At 71.9% G+C, this 16,760-nt stretch carries 22 protein-coding genes, 1 tRNA gene and 1 pseudogene; 14 read left to right on the top strand and 10 right to left on the bottom strand.

All coding sequences use genetic code 11. The features are described 5' to 3' along the window. Window positions 1-103: 103 nt before the first annotated feature. On the top strand, window positions 104-763 hold the full coding sequence (locus LE181_RS05575; protein ID WP_225660010.1) for an HAD-IA family hydrolase: 660 nt from the start codon (window positions 104-106) through the stop codon (window positions 761-763). Between the two features lie 81 nt (window positions 764-844). Here LE181_RS05575 and LE181_RS05570 read toward each other — a convergent pair whose 3' ends face one another. Then, window positions 845-1,210, bottom strand: a complete 366-nt coding sequence (locus LE181_RS05570; protein WP_225660009.1) for a cupin domain-containing protein — start codon at window positions 1,208-1,210, stop codon at window positions 845-847. 122 nt (window positions 1,211-1,332) lie between these two features. Here LE181_RS05570 and LE181_RS05565 point away from each other — a divergent pair, with 122 nt between their 5' ends. Further along, window positions 1,333-1,965 carry an AAA family ATPase gene (locus LE181_RS05565; RefSeq protein WP_225660008.1) on the top strand — a complete coding sequence of 211 codons (633 nt, stop codon included), beginning with the start codon at window positions 1,333-1,335 and terminating at the stop codon, window positions 1,963-1,965. Between the two features lie 12 nt (window positions 1,966-1,977). Here LE181_RS05565 and LE181_RS05560 read toward each other — a convergent pair whose 3' ends face one another. The 5 genes and pseudogenes from LE181_RS05560 to LE181_RS05540 all read right to left on the bottom strand — a co-directional run bounded on the left by LE181_RS05560 (window position 1,978) and on the right by LE181_RS05540 (window position 5,095). Continuing rightward, window positions 1,978-2,895, bottom strand: coding sequence for an RNA polymerase sigma-70 factor (locus LE181_RS05560; RefSeq protein ID WP_225660007.1), 918 nt, complete (start codon window positions 2,893-2,895; stop codon window positions 1,978-1,980). 52 nt (window positions 2,896-2,947) lie between these two features. Beyond that, entirely contained in the window at window positions 2,948-3,421 is a 474-nt protein-coding gene (locus LE181_RS05555; protein ID WP_225660006.1) for a carboxymuconolactone decarboxylase family protein, read from the bottom strand. 104 nt (window positions 3,422-3,525) lie between these two features. Further along, a pseudogene (locus LE181_RS05550) lies at window positions 3,526-4,053 on the bottom strand (GntR family transcriptional regulator); the annotation flags it as partial. A gap of 138 nt (window positions 4,054-4,191) precedes the next feature. Beyond that, window positions 4,192-4,500, bottom strand: a complete 309-nt coding sequence (locus tag LE181_RS05545) for a putative quinol monooxygenase (RefSeq protein ID WP_225660005.1) — start codon at window positions 4,498-4,500, stop codon at window positions 4,192-4,194. A 127-nt stretch (window positions 4,501-4,627) separates the two neighbouring features. After that, entirely contained in the window at window positions 4,628-5,095 is a 468-nt protein-coding gene (locus LE181_RS05540) for an NUDIX hydrolase (protein ID WP_372458250.1), read from the bottom strand. Window positions 5,096-5,112: 17 nt separating this feature from the next. Between LE181_RS05540 and LE181_RS05530 the strand changes: the two genes are divergently transcribed. The 5 genes from LE181_RS05530 to LE181_RS05515 all read left to right on the top strand — a co-directional run bounded on the left by LE181_RS05530 (window position 5,113) and on the right by LE181_RS05515 (window position 7,790). Beyond that, window positions 5,113-5,892: a GntR family transcriptional regulator gene (locus tag LE181_RS05530; RefSeq protein ID WP_263868481.1), complete on the top strand. Its 780-nt coding sequence runs from the start codon at window positions 5,113-5,115 to the stop codon at window positions 5,890-5,892. A gap of 328 nt (window positions 5,893-6,220) precedes the next feature. Next, the gene (locus LE181_RS05525) at window positions 6,221-6,484 is read left to right on the top strand and encodes a DUF6255 family natural product biosynthesis protein (protein ID WP_225660004.1); all 264 of its coding nucleotides are present in this window, start codon (window positions 6,221-6,223) and stop codon (window positions 6,482-6,484) included. Between the two features lie 79 nt (window positions 6,485-6,563). Continuing rightward, a complete protein-coding gene (locus tag LE181_RS32155) occupies window positions 6,564-6,698 on the top strand; it encodes a hypothetical protein (RefSeq protein WP_263868479.1) in 135 nt (44 codons plus the stop codon). Window positions 6,699-6,702: 4 nt separating this feature from the next. Beyond that, window positions 6,703-6,891, top strand: coding sequence for a hypothetical protein (locus LE181_RS05520; RefSeq protein WP_225660003.1), 189 nt, complete (start codon window positions 6,703-6,705; stop codon window positions 6,889-6,891). 221 nt (window positions 6,892-7,112) lie between these two features. Next, window positions 7,113-7,790, top strand: a complete 678-nt coding sequence (locus tag LE181_RS05515) for a hypothetical protein (protein ID WP_225660002.1) — start codon at window positions 7,113-7,115, stop codon at window positions 7,788-7,790. Here LE181_RS05515 and LE181_RS05510 read toward each other — a convergent pair. Continuing rightward, complete coding sequence (locus LE181_RS05510; RefSeq protein ID WP_225660001.1) at window positions 7,762-8,343, bottom strand: TMEM165/GDT1 family protein; 582 nt, start codon at window positions 8,341-8,343, stop codon at window positions 7,762-7,764. The genes LE181_RS05515 and LE181_RS05510 overlap by 29 nt on opposite strands. Before the next feature lie 673 nt (window positions 8,344-9,016). Between LE181_RS05510 and LE181_RS05505 the strand changes: the two genes are divergently transcribed. From LE181_RS05505 to LE181_RS05495, 3 genes are all read left to right on the top strand, one after another. After that, the gene (locus tag LE181_RS05505; protein ID WP_372458253.1) at window positions 9,017-9,658 is read left to right on the top strand and encodes an HNH endonuclease family protein; all 642 of its coding nucleotides are present in this window, start codon (window positions 9,017-9,019) and stop codon (window positions 9,656-9,658) included. 230 nt (window positions 9,659-9,888) lie between these two features. After that, window positions 9,889-10,377, top strand: coding sequence for a DoxX family protein (locus tag LE181_RS05500; RefSeq protein WP_225659998.1), 489 nt, complete (start codon window positions 9,889-9,891; stop codon window positions 10,375-10,377). Between the two features lie 321 nt (window positions 10,378-10,698). Further along, on the top strand, window positions 10,699-11,337 hold the full coding sequence (locus LE181_RS05495; RefSeq protein WP_190110328.1) for a DedA family protein: 639 nt from the start codon (window positions 10,699-10,701) through the stop codon (window positions 11,335-11,337). Here LE181_RS05495 and LE181_RS05490 read toward each other — a convergent pair. Continuing rightward, a complete protein-coding gene (locus LE181_RS05490) occupies window positions 11,334-11,876 on the bottom strand; it encodes a DUF1990 domain-containing protein (RefSeq protein WP_225659996.1) in 543 nt (180 codons plus the stop codon). The two genes, LE181_RS05495 and LE181_RS05490, sit on opposite strands and share 4 nt — an antisense overlap. 77 nt (window positions 11,877-11,953) lie before the next feature. Next, window positions 11,954-12,634: a snapalysin gene (gene snpA, locus LE181_RS05485; protein ID WP_225659995.1), complete on the bottom strand. Its 681-nt coding sequence runs from the start codon at window positions 12,632-12,634 to the stop codon at window positions 11,954-11,956. A 190-nt stretch (window positions 12,635-12,824) separates the two neighbouring features. Here snpA and LE181_RS05480 point away from each other — a divergent pair, with 190 nt between their 5' ends. Beyond that, window positions 12,825-13,838 carry a LysR family transcriptional regulator gene (locus LE181_RS05480; protein ID WP_225659993.1) on the top strand — a complete coding sequence of 338 codons (1,014 nt, stop codon included), beginning with the start codon at window positions 12,825-12,827 and terminating at the stop codon, window positions 13,836-13,838. Between the two features lie 108 nt (window positions 13,839-13,946). Here LE181_RS05480 and LE181_RS05475 read toward each other — a convergent pair. Beyond that, window positions 13,947-14,018: transfer RNA gene (locus LE181_RS05475), tRNA-Val, on the bottom strand. A gap of 226 nt (window positions 14,019-14,244) precedes the next feature. Between LE181_RS05475 and LE181_RS05470 the strand changes: the two genes are divergently transcribed. The 3 genes from LE181_RS05470 (at window position 14,245) to LE181_RS05460 (ending at window position 16,719) form a co-directional block, all read left to right on the top strand. Further along, window positions 14,245-15,024, top strand: a complete 780-nt coding sequence (locus LE181_RS05470) for a DUF4097 family beta strand repeat-containing protein (RefSeq protein ID WP_225659992.1) — start codon at window positions 14,245-14,247, stop codon at window positions 15,022-15,024. A 74-nt stretch (window positions 15,025-15,098) separates the two neighbouring features. Then, on the top strand, window positions 15,099-16,460 hold the full coding sequence (locus LE181_RS05465; RefSeq protein ID WP_225659990.1) for a coiled-coil domain-containing protein: 1,362 nt from the start codon (window positions 15,099-15,101) through the stop codon (window positions 16,458-16,460). Window positions 16,461-16,500: 40 nt separating this feature from the next. After that, complete coding sequence (locus LE181_RS05460; RefSeq protein WP_225659988.1) at window positions 16,501-16,719, top strand: FmdB family zinc ribbon protein; 219 nt, start codon at window positions 16,501-16,503, stop codon at window positions 16,717-16,719. Window positions 16,720-16,760 lie beyond the last annotated feature (41 nt).

Below are 16,760 nucleotides of genomic sequence, written 5' to 3'. Positions count from 1 at the left end.
GGGTCCGTTTTGTATCGTTGAGAAACAAAGTGGCTCCGCCCGCACTCCCTGACCGGCGGGTGGAGCCGCTTGTCTTCTTCCGCGCGCGCTCTGGAGCCCACCGATGACCACTCTCACGGCACGTGCCCTGCTCCTGGACATGGACGGGACGATCGTCAACTCCGACGCGGTCGTCGAGCGCTGCTGGCGCCGCTGGGCCGAGGAGCACGGCCTGGACGCCGACGAGGCCATGAAGATCGTCCACGGCCGGCAGGGCTACGCCACGATGGCGGTCCTGCTGCCGGACCGTCCCATGGAGCTCAACTACGAGGACAACCGCCGCATGCTGGCCGCGGAGACGGCCGACATGGACGGCGTCGTACCCGTCCCCGGCGCCCCCGCCTTCATGGCGGCCCTGGCCTCCCTCCCCCACGCCCTCGTCACCTCGGCGGACGGCCCCCTCTCCCGCGCCCGCATGACCGCGGCCGGCCTGCCGATGCCCGCGGTGCGCGTCACGGCGGAGTGCGTCAGCGCCAGCAAGCCGGACCCCGAGGGCTTCCTCAAGGGCGCGGCGGAGCTGGGCTTCGCCCCGGAGGAGTGCATCGTCTTCGAGGACTCGGAAGCCGGCATCGCGGCGGGCCGCGCGGCGGGCATGCGCGTCGTGGGCGTCGGCCCCCGGGCGGCGGCGCACGGCCCGGACGTCGCGGTGACGGACCTGACGCAGGTGACGGTCGAGGCGGGCACGGACGGCGGGATCGTCCTGCGGATCACGACGACGGGCTGAGCGCACGCCAGAGGGCTGAGCCGGCATGCTGCGCGCGGTGGCGCAGCGAAGCGGAGCGCCCGCGGGCGGCGGGGCCCCGCCTCACCCCATCTGGGTCTTGACGTGCCCCATCACCTTGTCCAGCTCCCCCGTGGGTGAGAAGTCCACGAACTCGGTGTCCTCCACCATCTCGGGAGCGTGCCCGGGGCCCCAGTAGAAGGCTTGCCCGGCCTCGTACGTCTCCTCGCCGCTCTTCGTCCTCATCCGGACCCGCCCCTTGGTCAGCAGCCCCCAGTGCGGGCACTGGCACAGGTCGTCGGGCAGCCCCTTGAGCAACGGCCCCAGGTCCGTCCCCTTGCCGGCGCGCATGAACATCACGGCCATGCCGCCGCCGATGTCCTGCGTGCGCACCTCGACTCCCTCACCCTGGACGGTGACGGGCGTCTCCTCCCGGCTCGTCGAAGTCATGGCTCCTCCTCTGCGTCGACTCCTGCTCGCGCTCCTGATCGCGCTCGTCGAGGACGCCACTACCCCACTTCTCACGATAGGCAGGCCACAAACGGACCGCGACCGGTGCCTAGACTCCGCGCATGCTTCTGTGGATCAACGGCCCCTTCGGCGGCGGCAAGACCCAGACCGCCCACGAACTCCACCGCCGCCTGCCCGGCAGCGTCGTCTGCGACCCCGAGCACGTCGGCTTCGGCCTGCACCGGATGCTGCCGCCGGCGCTGCGCGGCGACTTCCAGGACTTCCCGGCCTGGCGCCAGGGTGTCTGCGAGGTGCTGGACCTGGCCCTCAACCGGCACCACGGGCCGGTGATCGTCCCCATGACGGTCATCGACCCGGTGTACTTCGACGAGACCGTCGGCCGGCTGCGGGAGCGCGGTCACGACGTCCGCCACTTCTCGTTGCTGGCCCGCCGGGAGACGGTGCTGCGCCGCCTGCGCGAGCGCGGCTTCGGGCACGTCGTACAGCGGGTGGCGGGCAAGGACGCGCCGTTGCGGCGCGAGAGCTTCGCCGTCGCGAAGCTCGACGTGTGCCTGGAGCGGCTGCGCGGGGAGGGGTTCGGCGAGCACGTATGGACGGACGACGTCACCGTCGCGCAGGTGGCCGACCACGTGGCCGCCTCGGCGGGGCTCACCCTGACCCCGAACACGGACAGCCCGCTCCGGGGCCGCCTGCGACGGGCCTGGACGGGGGCGAAGCACATCCGCTTCGACTGAGACGGCGGGGGGCTACTGCCGACGGGCCTGCTTCACCTCGCGGTCGACGGCCCAGGCGTCGGCGACCGGCCCGAGGTGGCCGAGCTTGTCGGGGTTGATCACCGATCGGATGGCCTGGATCTTCCCGTCGAGCATCTCCAGGGCCAGGGTGTGCAGGACCTTGCCGTCCCGGTCGCGGAAGACCGCACCGGGCTGGCCGTTGATCTCGCGCGGCTCGAACGTGACGTCGATCCGGGCCATCCAGGGGAAGACGGAGGCGAGCAGCCGGGCCACGTTCTCGGCCCCGACGATGGCCCTGGCCAGCTGCGGGGCCTGGCCGCCGCCGTCCCCGGCCATGTGGACGTCGGCGGCCAGCAGCTTCTGCAGCGCGCCCATGTCGCCGTCCTTCAGCGCGTCGAAGAACCGCGCCGCCAGTTCCTGCCGCTCCTGACGGTCCGCTGCGAACCGTGGCCGCCCGGCCTGCATGTGGCGCCGCGCCCGCACCAGCAGCTGCCGGCACGCCGATTCCGAACGCCCCACCGCCGCGGCGACCTCGTCGAACCCGAAGCCGAACACGTCCCGCAGCACGAACACCGACCGCTCCAGCGGGCTCAGCCGCTCCAGCAGCAGGAGCGCCGCCACCGACACGGAGTCGGCCAGCTCCGCCGCACGCGCCGGATCCTGGTACGGATCGCTCAGCAACGGTTCCGGGAACCAGGGGCCCACGTACTCCTCCCGCCGCACGCGCGCGGAGCGCAGCACGTCGATCGAGACGCGCGTCACCGCGGTGGACAGAAAAGCCTTGGCCGACGTGGGGAGGGTCGTCGTGCCGTCGAAGCGCAGCCACGTCTCCTGCACCGCGTCCTCGGCCTCGCTCACGCTGCCCAGAATCCGGTAGGCGATCGAGAACAGCAGCGGACGCAGCTCCTCGAACTCCTCGACCTTGCTCACGCCGGATCCCCTCCCCTTGACGCCGAGTCAGGCTAACGCCCTGCCGCCACGCTCAGTGGAACTGCCCGGGCTCGTAGTCGCCGGCCGGCTGCTGGGTGATGATGTTCAGCCGGTTCGCGGCGTTCATGAAGGAGACCAGGAAGACCAGGGCCATGAGCTGCTCCTCGTCGTAGTGCTTGGCAGCGGAGGCCCATACCTCGTCACTCACGCCCGTGGCCGCATCCGCGACCCGCGTCCCCTCCTCCGCCAGCTCCAGCGCGGCACGCTCGGCCTCGGTGAAGACCGTGGCCTCACGCCACGCCGCGACCAGGTTCAGCCGCACCGGGCTCTCGCCGGCAGCGGCGGCCTCCTTGGTGTGCATGTCGATGCAGGCGGCGCACCCGTTGATCTGGCTCACGCGCAGCGCCACCAGCTCCTGCGTCGCAGCCGGCAGCGGCGAGTCCTTGAGCGCCTTGCCCGCGGCCATGAAGTGCTTGAGGGCCTTGCCGGCGGTGGGGCTGGCGAAGTAGTTCAGTCGCGCGTCCATGGTGTGCTCCTCAGCGGTGGTCGGTGCCTACACCCCTGAGACGAGACAGCCCGCCGCCCTGTGACATGGACGAATGTGACCTGCGCCTCGCCGCTTGCGGGGTATCAGGCGTCGAACTCGTACTCCAGCACGTACGACGCGGAGTCCAACGTCATCTCGCTGACCTCGACGGCGTTGCCGCCCTCGGCGAATGCCGTGCGGCAGATGTGCACGACGGGTGTACCCGGCGAGAGGGCGAGCTGCTCGGCTTCGTCCGCGGAGGGCATCCGGGTGCGGATCTCCTCGCGGAAGCGCACCGGTTTGTGGCCCAGTTCCGCGAGACGCGCGTACGTGCCTCCCGGCCCGGTGTCCTCCCGCGTGATCGCGGATCCGGCCACGAGGCCGGCGGGCAGGTACGAGGTGGACAGCTGAACCGGCTTCCCGTCGAGAACGAAGCGCCGACTCCTGACGCACACTGTCGCGCCGGACTCCAGGCCCAGCACTTCGGCCACTCGCTGCGGCGCGGCATGCTCGGCGACGTCGACCCGGTCGACGATCAGCGCCCGATCCCCGACGTCCGCCGACCAGATCGAACGGCCGGAACCCCAGGTGGACTCGGCCAGACGCCGGATCCCCCGCCGCCGGATCGGCCGCACCGGGCCCGCCTCGAAGTCGCCACTGCTCACGCGTGTCCCTCCCACCGTCGGGGTTTCATTTCCCCGCTACCGCTGCCGTCGGGCGCAGCACGTGTGCGCCGTACGCACGTTGCTCTTCGGGAGCCGCCCGCCCGTTCACACCTTCCCGTCGACGGGCTCCAGGAAGGTCACGTCGGTCCGGCACACGAACTTCTCTCGCTCTGCGAGGAAGTGCTGCGTGTGCGGCTGCTGTTCGTGGGCGTCGAAAGCAGCCCGGTCCTTGTACAGCTCGTAGAAGGTCCGTAGCTTCGGCTCTCCCGGTACGCGGTGGCTCACGTACACCACGGTCCCCTGCTCGTACTGCCGGATCCGCTCCAGCGTTCGGGACACCAACTCGTCGAAGCCCGCACCGGCTTCTGCGTCACGAAGCGTGAAACGTACGACCAGGCCAAAGCCTGTGGACATGTCCGCTCTCCCTCTCAAGTCGAGTGGCTCGCCGTTAAATCCGTCTGCTGAGCCGATCAGGCACCCCACTGCTCGGCCATGAAGGCCCCCTTCGCAGGCAGGGTAATCAGGTTCGCTCCCCCTCTGTTCACCCAACCGGCATGAGCCGACGACCGTCGTGGATGCGCACATACGGCGTGTCATCGCCGAGGGCGTCGAGCAGGCGCACGGCATACGCCTCGGCCATCGTCGCGATCACTTCCTCAGGGGTCAGCCACGTCACGGCAGCCGACTCGTCCGACGTCCGCTCGCAACCACCGACCGGGCTGCAGCGGAAGACGAGGGCGACGATGCCACGCATCATGTTCTTGTAGACGCCGGTCAGCCGCTCGACGCTGACCTCTATGCCGGTCTCCTCGAAGATCTCGCGGCAAGCGCCGGCTTCGGGCGACTCATCGAGCTCCAGCACTCCGCCCGGTAGTTCCCACCGTCCGTTGTCGGCCCGCCTGACAGCGAGAATGCGCCCGTCCTCACGCACGACGGCTCCGGCCACCGACACCGAATGAAGTGGCATGGGCCTGGGACACTGAGCCGCTGTACTCATGCGAACGAGCATAGGAGGGGTGGCGGCTCATGGGGAACGAGATCTCACGGAACTCCGGCAAGCCCCGTTACCTGCAGATCGCCGATGATCTCGCGGAACAGATCCGGGTGGGCGTTCTGGCACCGGGTGCCCAGGTGCCGAGCGAGTCCGACATCATGAGCCGCTACGGCGTCTCGCAGGGAACGGTGCGCAAGGCCGTCGCGGAGCTGCGCACGGCTGGGCTGGTCGAGACCCACCATGGCCGCGGCTCGTACGTGAGGAGATTGCCTCCGGTCCACAGGAAGTCCTCGGACCGGTTCCGTCGCTCGCACCGCAGAGGCGGCAAGGCCGCCTACATGGTCGAAGCACAGCAAGCAGGCCGCGAGCCGAGCGTGCATGTGCTCTACGTCGGACCGACGGACGCCCCCGCGGATATTGCAGAACGCATGCGTCTGGCCACCGGCGAGACGGTGCTCGCCCGACGACGGCGGTATTTCAGCGACGGGACACCCACGGAGGAAGCCGTCTCCTACCTGCCGTGGCAAGTGGCCGAGGCCATCCCGGAGATGCTGAGCGACAATCCCGGCGACGGTGGGATCTATGCCCGCCTTGAAGAGCACGGTCACACCCTGGTGGAATTCGTCGAGTCCGTGCGGGCACGGCCCGCCACCAAGCAGGAGGCGGTGGCGTTGAGCCTCAGTCCGGGCTCGCCGGTGATCCACCTGATCCGCGAGGCAGTGACCGACCGCGGCCGGGTGGTCGAGGTGTGCGACACGGTCATGGCCGCCGACCGCTTCGTCCTTGAATACCGGATCGCCGCCGAGGACTGAGCTTGTGGAGAGGACGGCATAACCCCCCTTCTACCAGGGCGGGTTGACTCATCTACAGGAGATGCGCCACCCTGACTCATGCACTCCTGCACTCATGCACATGAGTGCAGGAGCATGTTCTGAAGAGGATCGAGAGGTTCATGCAGGACAACGCGGTCAACGCCCCGGCTGGGGAGTCGAACACCACAGAGCCAAGGCCCTCCTCCCAACCGTGCACGCGATGCAGAAGGATCAAGGAGCGCCGCTACGAAGCCGTTCGCCGGGGCGATAAGACCGTGGCCGCAGCCATGGCCGATGTCATGGGTCTCCATCTGCGGGCGGCGCACCAATGAGAAGCGGCGGGGCGGCGCAAGCAACCGGCCGGCTCGCCGGTGGGACGGGGAGCGGCCGGACCTGCCCGCACCCCGCCGCCGCATGGACCACCGCCGGCGGTCTCCGGACCTGCGCCCGCTGCGGCACCCGGCGCGTCACCGACTACCGGGCTCTGGGCCTGGCCCTGCAGCTGCCGGACAGGGGTGAGCTCGACGGGCCCACCGTCGCGGTCAGAGGCACCGGCACCCTCACCGGCCCCGGCGGCAGACGTTCACCCTGACGGGCGGGGCACCACCGCACGACAGCACAGGGAACGCCCTCGTACCGACGCAGCACCGGTCAGGAAGGAGCCCGTGACGATGGGTAAGAAGAACGAGGACGAGTGGGACCCCCAGGACAACCAGGGCACTGCTACCGACCCCGACACCCGGGTGTCGCAGAACGGCGACGTCTGGTCCTCCACTGCGAACGACGAGGAACGCGAAGGGAAGTGACCCCGTGATCCACGGCGAACGCCTGGTCAAGGACCTGCGGCGTGATCACGGGTTCGTCCACGTCGGACGCACCAAGGACGGTCAGGCCGTGATCATGCGCAAGGGGGACCGCTGGACCGTCGTCCCCCTGCGGTTGCTCACCCAGGAAGCCGTGGACACGATCAAGGCTCAGGCGGGGATCAGCCCCGTCTGAGCCCGTCCACCACTCCTGTCCCTACGTTCCCGCCGGGCACCGGCCCCGGGAAGCGAAGCGTCGCAGCGCCAGGGCGAAGCCGTACGCCCCGTACGCCCCCGCGCGCGCCCGCGCGTGCGCCTCGGTGCTTCCGTCGGCCGCAGCCCGGCCGTTGGCAAGCGCACCGCCCCGCAGTGGAATCGCTCGCGGAAGCGCTCCGCGCCGCGAGAGGAGTCAGAGACGTGATCCACATGACCGAGACCCTCGCCCTCCACACCGTCGAGGGGTTCCTCGAACCCGACGAGACGGCCCACGTCGTCAAGGTGCTGGACGATCACCTCGAAGCCACCCGCTGGGCCCCCGCGCGGCCCAGTGACGGGCTCGTCGCGCCCGCCGCCGTCCAGGAGATCCTCGCCGCCGCCGTCCGGCGCGCGCTGCCCTCGATCCGGCGGGTGTTCCCCTCCGCCGAGGCCGCCACGCCGTGGGACTACCACGACCTGCGGCCCGGCGACCGCATCGAGCCGCACGTGCACGGCGTCAGCGACCCGGAACGCCGGCCCCAGCGGGTGGCGCGGGTGGCGTTCCATCTGCAGGAGGCCGAGCAGGGCGGGGAGTTCTACGTCGACACGTGTGCGTCCGACGCGCTGTGGACGCAGCGGACCGCCGGGCCCGGCAGCGCCTTCGTCCCCGGTACCCGGTTCGTGCGGGAGATCTCCCACCACGCCGGGCCGCAGGCCGTCGCCGCGCTCGCCGGGGTCCCCCGCACCCGGTGGACGAGCGCGCCGCCCGCCGGGACCGCCGTCGTCTACGGGGCGCAGCTCGTGCACGGCGTGGCGACGGTCCGCGAAGGGCGGCTGCGGAAGCTGATCACCAACCTCCTCGACGGGGAGCTCAGCCCACGGCCGCCTCGTACAGGCTGAACCCCGCCAGCGCCAGCATCACCAGCGCCGCCACCTTCGTGATCAGCTTCAGCGGTACGTAGCGCATCAGCGTCCTGCCGCCCAGGATGCCGAGGCCGGCCACCGCCCACAGGCCGAGGACCGCGCCCACGCCGACCGAGAGCGGGTCGTCGTAGCGGGCGGCGAGGTTGGCGGTCATGATCTGGGTGAGGTCGCCGAACTCCGCGACGAGGATGAGCATGAAGCCCGCCCCCGACACCTTCCAGAAGGACTGGTCCGCGGGCTTGGCGATCTCCTCGTCCTCGTCGTCCTTCTTCAGCAGCAGCATCGCCGCGCCGGCCAGGAACAGGACGCCGACCACCGCCTGCACCAGGCGGTGCGGGAGCAGGGTCAGCACGCTGCCCGCCGCGATGGCCAGGGCGACGTGGACGAGGAAGGCGGCCGCGACGCCGGCGAAGACGTACGAGGCGCGGTAGCGGGCGCCGAGCATCAGGCCGGCGAGGGCGGTCTTGTCCGGCAGCTCGGCCAGGAAGATCACGCCGAAGACGAGGGCGGCGACGGTGAAGCTGAACACAGGGGTGGTTTCCTCTGTCGGTGGGCGGTGACGCCGCCGCGCCGAAACAGTGACCTGCAGGAGAATCAGGGGTCGCTTCGGCACGGCAGTGTCGTGGACACTGCGGCCGAAGGTCTCGCTGGCCCCTCCTGACGGACGGGCCTCCGGGCGCCGGCCGGGCGCGAGGCCCAGCAGTATGTCGACGGTCCGGCGAAGAGCTACTCCCCTTCTGCTCCCCCCAGGGTACGGGATGGGTTCGGCGACCCGCGCGCCGTGACGTGCAGGACCCGGGGGTGTGACGGGGCCCACCGCGCAGGTCCGGGCAGGGCCGCGGTCCCGTCGGCCAGGCGGCCGGGCGAACGGGCGGGCCAGTGCCGCGACGGTCACGGCGGCGGTTTCGGCAGGACGGCGAAGAGCACCGCCCGGCCCGTCGCCGACGAGCCCAGCCCGACCCCCGCCCCTGACGACACGTCAGCCCCTCGCCGCCGGAGGCCGGAATTCCGGTAACTCCCCGCGAAACACGCGCACATCTCACGTCCACAAACACTTGTTTTGGCATGACCGCGTCGCCATCCTGTCATCTGGCGACCACCCCCCTGACATCCGGCGCCGCGATCCTGGCCGCGCTTCGGCGGCCCGTACCCTCACCACCCTCAAGGGAGTTCCCATGCCCGGACTGCGCGTCCCCTCGGCCCTGCGCAGCGTCTACGCGCGTCGTACCGCGGTGTCCCTCGGACTCACCACCCTGGTCGGCACGCTCGTGCTCAACGGGCCCGCGGCCCAGGCCGCGCCGCCCACGCCGCCGGACGCCGCCACGGTCCGCACGCAGCTGAGCCAGCTGACGGTCAAGCCCGAGGGGTCGATGGACGGCTACAGCCGGTCCAAGTTCCCCCACTGGGCCACCCAGTACGGGCAGTGCAACACCCGCGAGGTCGTGCTGAAGCGGGACGGCCAGGACGTGGAGCAGGACGGCAAGTGCGCGGCCGTCTCGGGCACCTGGTTCTCCCCCTACGACGGGGCCACCTGGCACGACGCCCAGGACATCGACATCGACCACATCGTGCCGCTGGCGCAGGCGTGGCGCTCGGGCGCCAACACCTGGACGACCGAGCAGCGCAAGGCGTTCGCCAACGACCTCACCCACTCGCAGCTGATCGCGGTCACCGACCGCGTCAACCAGGAGAAGGGCGACAAGGACCCGGCGCAGTGGATGCCGCCCCTGAAGTCGTACGCGTGTACGTACGCACGGATGTGGGTCTCGGTGAAGTACGACTACAAGCTGACGGTGGACTCCGCCGAGAAGACCGCCCTGACCGGCATCCTCAACGGCTGCTGACCGGATCACCCGGCAGCGCGAAGGGCCTCCCCCACCTCGGCGGGAGACCCTTCGCGACCCCTTCGCGACCCTTTCGCGCCTCCCCCTCGCCCACCGGAGGGGCGTGAGGGCCTTGTTAAAAGGATGTTGCCGGGGCAGAAATCAAGAAACTTGAACTTGCAAGTACCTCTTAGGCGCGCCTAACCTTTACCCCTCGTCGTTCTCCGTCCCCGACACGAGGAGCCCCACCCATGCCCCGCACGCCCACGGCGGCCACGTCCCCGGCCTCCGGGCAGTCCGCCCCCGCCTCGCCCGTCGCCGCCCTCACCGAGCGCGTCGACGCGGCACGCCCGTACGTGCTGTCCCTGTTCCGCATCGTCATCGGCCTGCTCTTCGCCTGCCACGGCGCCGCCTCCCTCTTCGGTGTGCTCGGCGGAGCCGCGGGCAGCAACGGCGGCACCATCGCGGCGGGCACCTGGCCCGGCTGGTACGCGGCCGTCATCCAGCTCGTGGGCGGCATCCTCGTGATGGTGGGCCTCGGCTCGCGCTCCGCGGCCTTCATCTCGTCCGGCTCGATGGCGTACGCGTACTTCGACGTGCACCAGAGCGAGGCGCTGTGGCCGATACAGAACCACGGCGAGGCGTCCGCGATGTTCTGCTGGGCGTTCCTGCTGCTCGTCTTCACCGGCCCCGGCCCGCTGTCGCTGGACCGCCTCTTCGGCCGCGCCAAGCAGGACTGACCGCCCGGCAGGGCTGACCGCACGTCATCCCCGCACCCGCACGCAACAGGGGCCCGGCCGACGCCGGGCCCCTGTCCGCTGCCCGGCGCCCGGCGCCCGCCGCCCGCTACCCCTTACCCGCCGCCCACACGCGGCCCGACGAGCCGCCCCCACGGCGTGACCTGGCTCACTCCCCGGGCCGTCCGGCGCGTGATGCGAACAACATCACGCGCCCCACGCCCATCCCCCAGCCACTCCAGGCGTACGCTGTACGGTTGTGAAGGCCGCCCCTGCCGCTCCCCTGCGACGTCGCGGCGGGGGACCGTACCGGGAGATCAGGACGTGCTGGAGCAGTTGGGGGCGTTGGCCGACACCCCATGGATATACGTGATCGTCGGCCTCTCCGTACTCCTGGACGTTTTCCTGCCAGTGCTGCCGAGCGGGGTCCTGGTGATCACCGCGGCCACCGCGGCCGCGGGCTCCGCCGCCGGTGCGGTGGGCGAGGCGGCCCCGGGGCACGCCGGCTTCGCGGACATGTTCGCACTCGTGATGTGCGCCGCCACCGCCTCCGTCCTCGGTGACATGGTCGCCTACCGCCTCGCCTGGCGCGGTGGTGACCGCTTCGACCGTGCCATCGCCCGCTCCCGCCGCCTGACCGCCGCACAGGCCAAGCTCGGCACGGCCCTCCTGCGCGGCGGCGGTCCGCTCGTCGTCCTCGCGCGCTTCGCGCCCGCCGGCCGCTCGGTGGTCAGCCTCGGCGCGGGTGCGATGCACCGCCGGGTGGCCGAATTCCTCCCCTGGTCCGCGCTGGCCGGCCTGACCTGGGCCGCCTACAGCGTCAGCCTGGGCTACTTCGGCGGCCAGTGGCTGGGGGCCAGTTGGCTCAGCACGGCCGTCTCGGTGCTGGCGCTGTTCCTGGCCGGATCGGGCGCGGTCTTCCTCATGCGCCGCCCGGAGGAGCCGGAGACCCCGGCCCCTTAGCGCTTCCGCTCGTCCCGCCCTGCCCGTACGCCCTGCACCAGCGTGCGCAGGGCGCGCCCGCAGCTGCGCGCGTAGTAGCGCTGGAACAGCGGTACGGCGGGCCCGGCGAGGCGCGTGAACCACCGCGCGGGCCTGCTGAAGGCGAGCACGGTCAGTAGTACGCCGCCCTCCGCGTCCATCGTCACGACGAACGCCTCTTCCCCGCGCTCCGGATGCCCGGGCAGCGTCCCGTAGCCGAAGCCGGCCCGCCGCTCCTCCCGGACGGCCCACACCACCGCGCACGGGCCCGAGACGCTCAACGGACCGAAGCCGATGGCGGGCGTGACGCGGACGCCGGGCGCGGGGTCCGGAGTGCCGCCGGGGATCCGTACGCCCGTCATGGCGCGGTGCATCCGCCACGTCAGAACGGCGTCGGCGGCGGCCCGGAAGTCGGCGCCGCCGTGGCCGACGCGAGTGGTCACGCGCAGGTGGTGGTAGCCGCCGGGCAGCCGGCCGGCGGCGGTGGCGCCGGCCTCGGGATAGGTGAGCCTGTCCGTCACCGCGCCAGTATGCGCGACGGCCCGGTCCCTCGGGGGAACCGGGCCTGCCGCGTGCCCCGCGGAGCGGGACCGGACGGTCAGTGCGCCTTGGTGACGGGCGCCTTGTCGAACGCCTTCAGGCCGTTCGCCCAGAGCTGGTTGACCCGGCTCTTCTCGGCCGAGTTCGGGTAGGGGTTGGTGCAGGACGGGCCGGGGCCGCCACCGGACATCAGCTCGCTGCAGGGGCCGGAGTAGTGGTCCGGGAGACCGAGGACGTGACCGGTCTCGTGCGCGGTGACGCGGGTGGAGTCGTACTGCTCGTTCTGCCGGTAGTCGAGGAGGATGTAGCCCCGGCCGTGGCCGTCGGTGCTGGCGTACGAGCCGCGGGAGTCGTTGCCCTCGTAGTAGCGGAAGTCGGCGTTGGAGCCGGAGCGCAGCTGGATGTTGCGCACCGAGCTGTTCCAGATCTGCGCGCTGCGGGCTATCTCGTTCGCGAAGCTCGGCGCCCGGCTGGCGTCGTAGGTGACGGTGACGGTCGCGGCGGCGAGGCCCGGCTTGGCGGCGGCCTGCTTGGCTCTGGCCGACTTCATGACGGCCTCGAAGAACGCCTTGTTGTTCGCCTCCTCGGCCGCCGAGCCGACGTACGAGGAGGTCGCCACGGTCCCGGCCTGGGCCGGAGCGCTGTGGTCGAGGGCCACTGCCGATGCGGGGACCGCGGTCATCGTGGCCGCGAGACCCAGGCCGAGGGCGGCCGAGAGCATCATCGTGGAGCGTTTCATGTGGGGGACTCCATTCGTTCCGGAGCCACTTCGGCCGCCGCGCGGTGGGTCGCGGCGGCCGGGGCTCACGGGTGAACTCCAGTTCCCCTTGAGTCTCTGACGAGTTATCAATGGTGCGGATGATGCCAGTTGGCCATAGCGCCATCCAATCGCCTATCCTGCGCCACCTCACCATCCCCATGCGTCCGGCATGTGCCTGGTGTGGCGCACGAGGCGCGGTTATGCTCCCCTCGTGGAGCTTGAGGTCAGGCACCTCCGTGCACTTTGCGCCATCGCGGACACCGGCAGCGTGCGGAAGGCGGCAGTGCAACTGGGCATGACCCAGCCCTCCTTGACCACCCAGCTCCGTCGCATCGAGGCCACCGTCGGCGGCCTGCTGTTCACCCGCGGGCAGACCGGCAGCCATCCCACACCGCTGGGACACTCCGTCCTCTCCCGCGCGCGCCCGATCATCGCGGAGATGGCCGCCCTCGTAACCGCCGCGCGCGACGCGGCAGTCGGCGCGGGCGGCCTGCGCCTGCGCATCGGCAGCATCGGCAGCCGCGCGGTGACGGGCTGGCTGCGCCGGATCCACCAGCGGCTGCCCGACACGGACACCACCATCCACATAGAGGTGTCCTCCAACACGCTCCTGCAACTGCTGGCGACCAATCAGCTGGACGTGGCCTTCGTCCACGAGACCGCCGGCTTCCCCCTGCACGTCCCCGAGGGCGTGGAGCGGCGCGTCCTCATCGCCTGCGAACCCCGCTTCGTCGCCCTCGCCGCCGGCCACCCCGCGGCCGCCCGCCCGGTGCTCCGGCTCGCCGAACTGGCGGGTGACGCCTGGATCGTGGACCCCACCGCCGACGACGAGGCCACCGCCCTGCGCCGGGTCTTCACCGCCACGGGCCTCGACCCCCGCCTCGTCCACGTGCGCGACAACACCACCGCCGCCGAGCTCGTCGCCTCCGGCGAGGCCGTACGCACCGCCCAGCCCACCGCCGAGCCCCCACCGGGCACCGTCATCCGCCCCCTGGCCGGCGACCCCCTCTCCGCCCAGCTGTCCCTGGCCTCCCGGCGCGGCTCCCTGCCGCTACGGGAACTAGATGCCCTCTATACGGACCTGATGGCCGCCTACGTGGACGTAGCGGGACGAAACCCCACCTACCGCAGCTGGCTGGACCGCAACGGCAGCCCGCTGCTGCCGTCGGTCGGCAGCCATTGAGACGACCGGGGCCGCTCCCCCGGGACGGCCCTGCCCGCAGCCTGCGGCAAACAAGCCGAAGGCCCCTCGGCGCTGCTGCGCCAAGGGGCCTTCGACCTGCTGCTTCTGTGGGCACAGACGGATTTGAACCGCCGACATCCGCTTTGTAAGAGCGGCGCTCTACCGCTGAGCTATGCGCCCTGGAACGAAAGGACAGCCTACCTTGCCCCACCCTGGTCCTCGCAAACCCGGGGCGGGAGGCACTCGGCGGGGCGGGGCCCCGGGGCGGGGGATGCGGGGGTTAACCCCACCCCCGAACCGGTAGCAGGTGGGATACCGCCGTGATCACGGCGACCCTAGGCTCGGGGAGCGGCTTCCCGCACCGCGCTCGTCGGGCGCGCTTCCGCCCCCCGAAACGGAGATCCCCATGGTTGCCCGCGCCTCCCGCGCCGTCCGCATCCCGGCCCTCGTCGCCGGGACCCTGATCGCCGGGGCCACGCTGACCGGGTGCGGCACGGCCGACGTGGACGACGCGACGCCCGAGAACAAGTCGTTCGCGATCGGCGGGCGCGAGCTCGTCGTGGACTCGGACAACTCCCGCATCGAGCTCGTGCCCGCGGCCGGCGAGGGCAAGGAGATCAAGGTCACCCGGTGGTTCGACGGGTGGACGATCGGCGGCTCGGCGGGGACGACCTGGGAGATGAAGGAGGACGGGAAGACGCTCAGGCTGCGGATGAAGTGCGACGGCATCAGCGCCGACTGCGAGGCCAAGCACCGCATCGAGGTGCCGCGCGGCGTCACCGTCACCGTCGACGACACCAACGGCTCCGTCTCGGCACGAGGCTTCGAGACGGGCATGAAGGTCACCTCGACCAACGGGGCCATCGACGTCCGGGGCGCCAAGGGCCCGCTGGAACTGCGCTCGACGAACGGCGGGATCGACGTGCGGGACACCGCCTCGCGCTCCGTCTCCGCCACCAGCACGAACGGCGCCGTCCGCCTCGGCCTGAGCAGCGTGCCCGAGACCGTCACCACCCGCACCACCAACGGCGCCATCCGCATCGACCTCCCCCGCGCCCCCTACAAGGTCGACGCCGACTCCCGCAACGGCGGCGTCAAGGTGGACGTCCCCCGTGACCCCGCCGCCCGCCCCACCGTGGCCGCACGCAGCAACAACGGCGCCATCGATGTGCGGAGCACCGGCTGACCGGCCTGTGTGTTCGCCCCTGCCGGGTGGGAGAATGACACCCGGGCCTGGGGCGATCCATCGGGAGAGGGCAAGTGACGGGGACCTTCGCACGTACGGTGACGGCTGCGGCCCGCGAGACCCTCGCGCTCGTCCTGCTGCCCCTTCCCCTCCTCGCCGCGGCGGCCGCCGCGCCCGCCGCCTTCGCCGGGGGCGGCACCCGCCGCTGGGGCTGGGGACGCGGGGAGAACCAGCGGGCCGAGGCCCAGGCCGCGAAGGACGCCGCCGCCGCGGCCTTCTACGAGCTGGACACCGCCCAGCGCGAGCTGCGGATCTCCATCGAGACGATCACCGCGGTCGACTCCTCCCCCGCCGCCCGCAAGGCAGCCGCCGACTTCGAGACCTTCGGGCGCCGCATAGACGAGGTCTCCGCCGCCTACATCACCGCCGTCGACGCCCACGACCTCGACCGCGACGACCTGGAGTCCGCCGCCGCCCAGCGGGCCCGCACCGACCTGGCGAAGGCCAAGGACGAGCTCGTCCGCACCAAGGCCGACCTCGACCGCTTCGGGCAGGGCCTCGGCCCTCTGCTGACCCGGGCCGAGAACCAGCTGGCCCAGGTCGCCCCGGCCGTCGAGCGCGCCCGTCAGGGCCTGCTCGCCGCCAGCAACGCCCTGGACGCCGCCCGGGCGACCGGCCTCGCCGCCGACGACCTGGCCGCGCGGCTCGCCGCGCTCGCCCCCGAGCTGACCAAGCTCAACCAGGGCGCGGGGCAGCACGGCGTGCAGGAGACCGTGCTGCGCGCCGAGCGGGTGCAGCGCGAGGCCGAGGCGATCCGGCACGACGCCGAGCAGCTGCCGCAGCGGGCGGCGGAGATCGACAAGCGGCTCGTCTCGCTGCGCACCCGCGCCCAGGCGCTGACCACCCGCGCGGAGGGTGTCGCCCCCGTCCTCAGCGAGCTGCGCCGCCGTTACAGCGCCGCCTGCTGGCAGGACCTCCAGCAGGTCCCGGAGGAGACCGGGCGGGCGGTCGCCCAGGCCGAGCAGCGGCTGGCCGAGGCCCGGGCGGCGCGGGACGCACAGCGCTGGGCCGACGCCACGTCGCTGCTGAGCACGGTGCGGGCGCTGCTGAACACCGCCGACGAGGGCGTCACCGCCGCCGGGGACCGGCTGCGGCGGCTGGACGAGGTGGCCTTCGACCACCAGAAGGAGGTCGAGCGGACCCGCTTCGCCCTCCGCGACGCCCAGCGGCTGGCCATGGCCGGACGCAGCACGCCGGACCCGCGGCACGCCGGGCCGCTCGACGAGGCGGTGGCCCGCCTGGAGCGGGCGGTCGTGGGGCTGGAGGGACGCCACCCCGACTGGTGGCACTTCCTGACCGAGACGGAGGCCGTGCGGCAGTCGGCGGCCCGGGTGGTGCAGGAGATCCGTACGGAGCGCGGTGCGGGCCAGGGCTGACGGGCGGGGGACGCGCTCCGCGGATTTGTATGCTGCGCGTATGCCTCGTTACGAATACCGCTGCAAGACCTGCGGCGACACCTTCGAGCTGAACCGGCCCATGGCCGAGTCCTCCGCCCCGGCCACCTGCCCCGAGGGCCACAGCGACACCGTGAAGCTGCTGTCGACCGTCGCCGTGACGGGTGCCGCCGCCGCGGCCCCGCGGCCCGCCGGCGGCGGCGGTGGTGGCGGATGCTGCGGAGGCGGCTGCTGCGGCTGAGGCCACGGCCGCAGCCGCAGCGGGCCGAGGCCACCGGCCAC

The sequence above is a fragment of the Streptomyces sichuanensis genome (genome assembly GCF_020328095.1).
In the GTDB taxonomy this organism is placed as follows: domain Bacteria; phylum Actinomycetota; class Actinomycetes; order Streptomycetales; family Streptomycetaceae; genus Streptomyces; species Streptomyces cinnamoneus.
The sequence above is the reverse complement of the archived record's forward strand: the minus strand, read 5'-3'. Positions and strand labels throughout refer to the sequence as shown.

Bases quoted from the DNA above. Each gene is read 5' to 3' on its own strand.
- LE181_RS05575 (WP_225660010.1), top strand. From the start codon at position 104: ATGACCACTCTCACGGCACGTGCCCTGCTCCTGGACATGGACGGGACG.
- LE181_RS05570 (WP_225660009.1), bottom strand. From the start codon at position 1,210: ATGACTTCGACGAGCCGGGAGGAGACGCCCGTCACCGTCCAGGGTGAG.
- LE181_RS05565 (WP_225660008.1), top strand. From the start codon at position 1,333: ATGCTTCTGTGGATCAACGGCCCCTTCGGCGGCGGCAAGACCCAGACC.
- LE181_RS05555 (WP_225660006.1), bottom strand. From the start codon at position 3,421: ATGGACGCGCGACTGAACTACTTCGCCAGCCCCACCGCCGGCAAGGCC.
- LE181_RS05545 (WP_225660005.1), bottom strand. From the start codon at position 4,500: ATGTCCACAGGCTTTGGCCTGGTCGTACGTTTCACGCTTCGTGACGCA.
- LE181_RS05540 (WP_372458250.1), bottom strand. From the start codon at position 5,095: ATGCTCGTTCGCATGAGTACAGCGGCTCAGTGTCCCAGGCCCATGCCA.
- LE181_RS05530 (WP_263868481.1), top strand. From the start codon at position 5,113: ATGGGGAACGAGATCTCACGGAACTCCGGCAAGCCCCGTTACCTGCAG.
- LE181_RS05525 (WP_225660004.1), top strand. From the start codon at position 6,221: ATGAGAAGCGGCGGGGCGGCGCAAGCAACCGGCCGGCTCGCCGGTGGG.
- LE181_RS32155 (WP_263868479.1), top strand. From the start codon at position 6,564: ATGGGTAAGAAGAACGAGGACGAGTGGGACCCCCAGGACAACCAGGGC.
- LE181_RS05500 (WP_225659998.1), top strand. From the start codon at position 9,889: ATGCCCCGCACGCCCACGGCGGCCACGTCCCCGGCCTCCGGGCAGTCC.
- snpA (WP_225659995.1), bottom strand. From the start codon at position 12,634: ATGAAACGCTCCACGATGATGCTCTCGGCCGCCCTCGGCCTGGGTCTC.
- LE181_RS05480 (WP_225659993.1), top strand. From the start codon at position 12,825: ATGTGCCTGGTGTGGCGCACGAGGCGCGGTTATGCTCCCCTCGTGGAG.
- LE181_RS05470 (WP_225659992.1), top strand. From the start codon at position 14,245: ATGGTTGCCCGCGCCTCCCGCGCCGTCCGCATCCCGGCCCTCGTCGCC.
- LE181_RS05460 (WP_225659988.1), top strand. From the start codon at position 16,501: ATGCCTCGTTACGAATACCGCTGCAAGACCTGCGGCGACACCTTCGAG.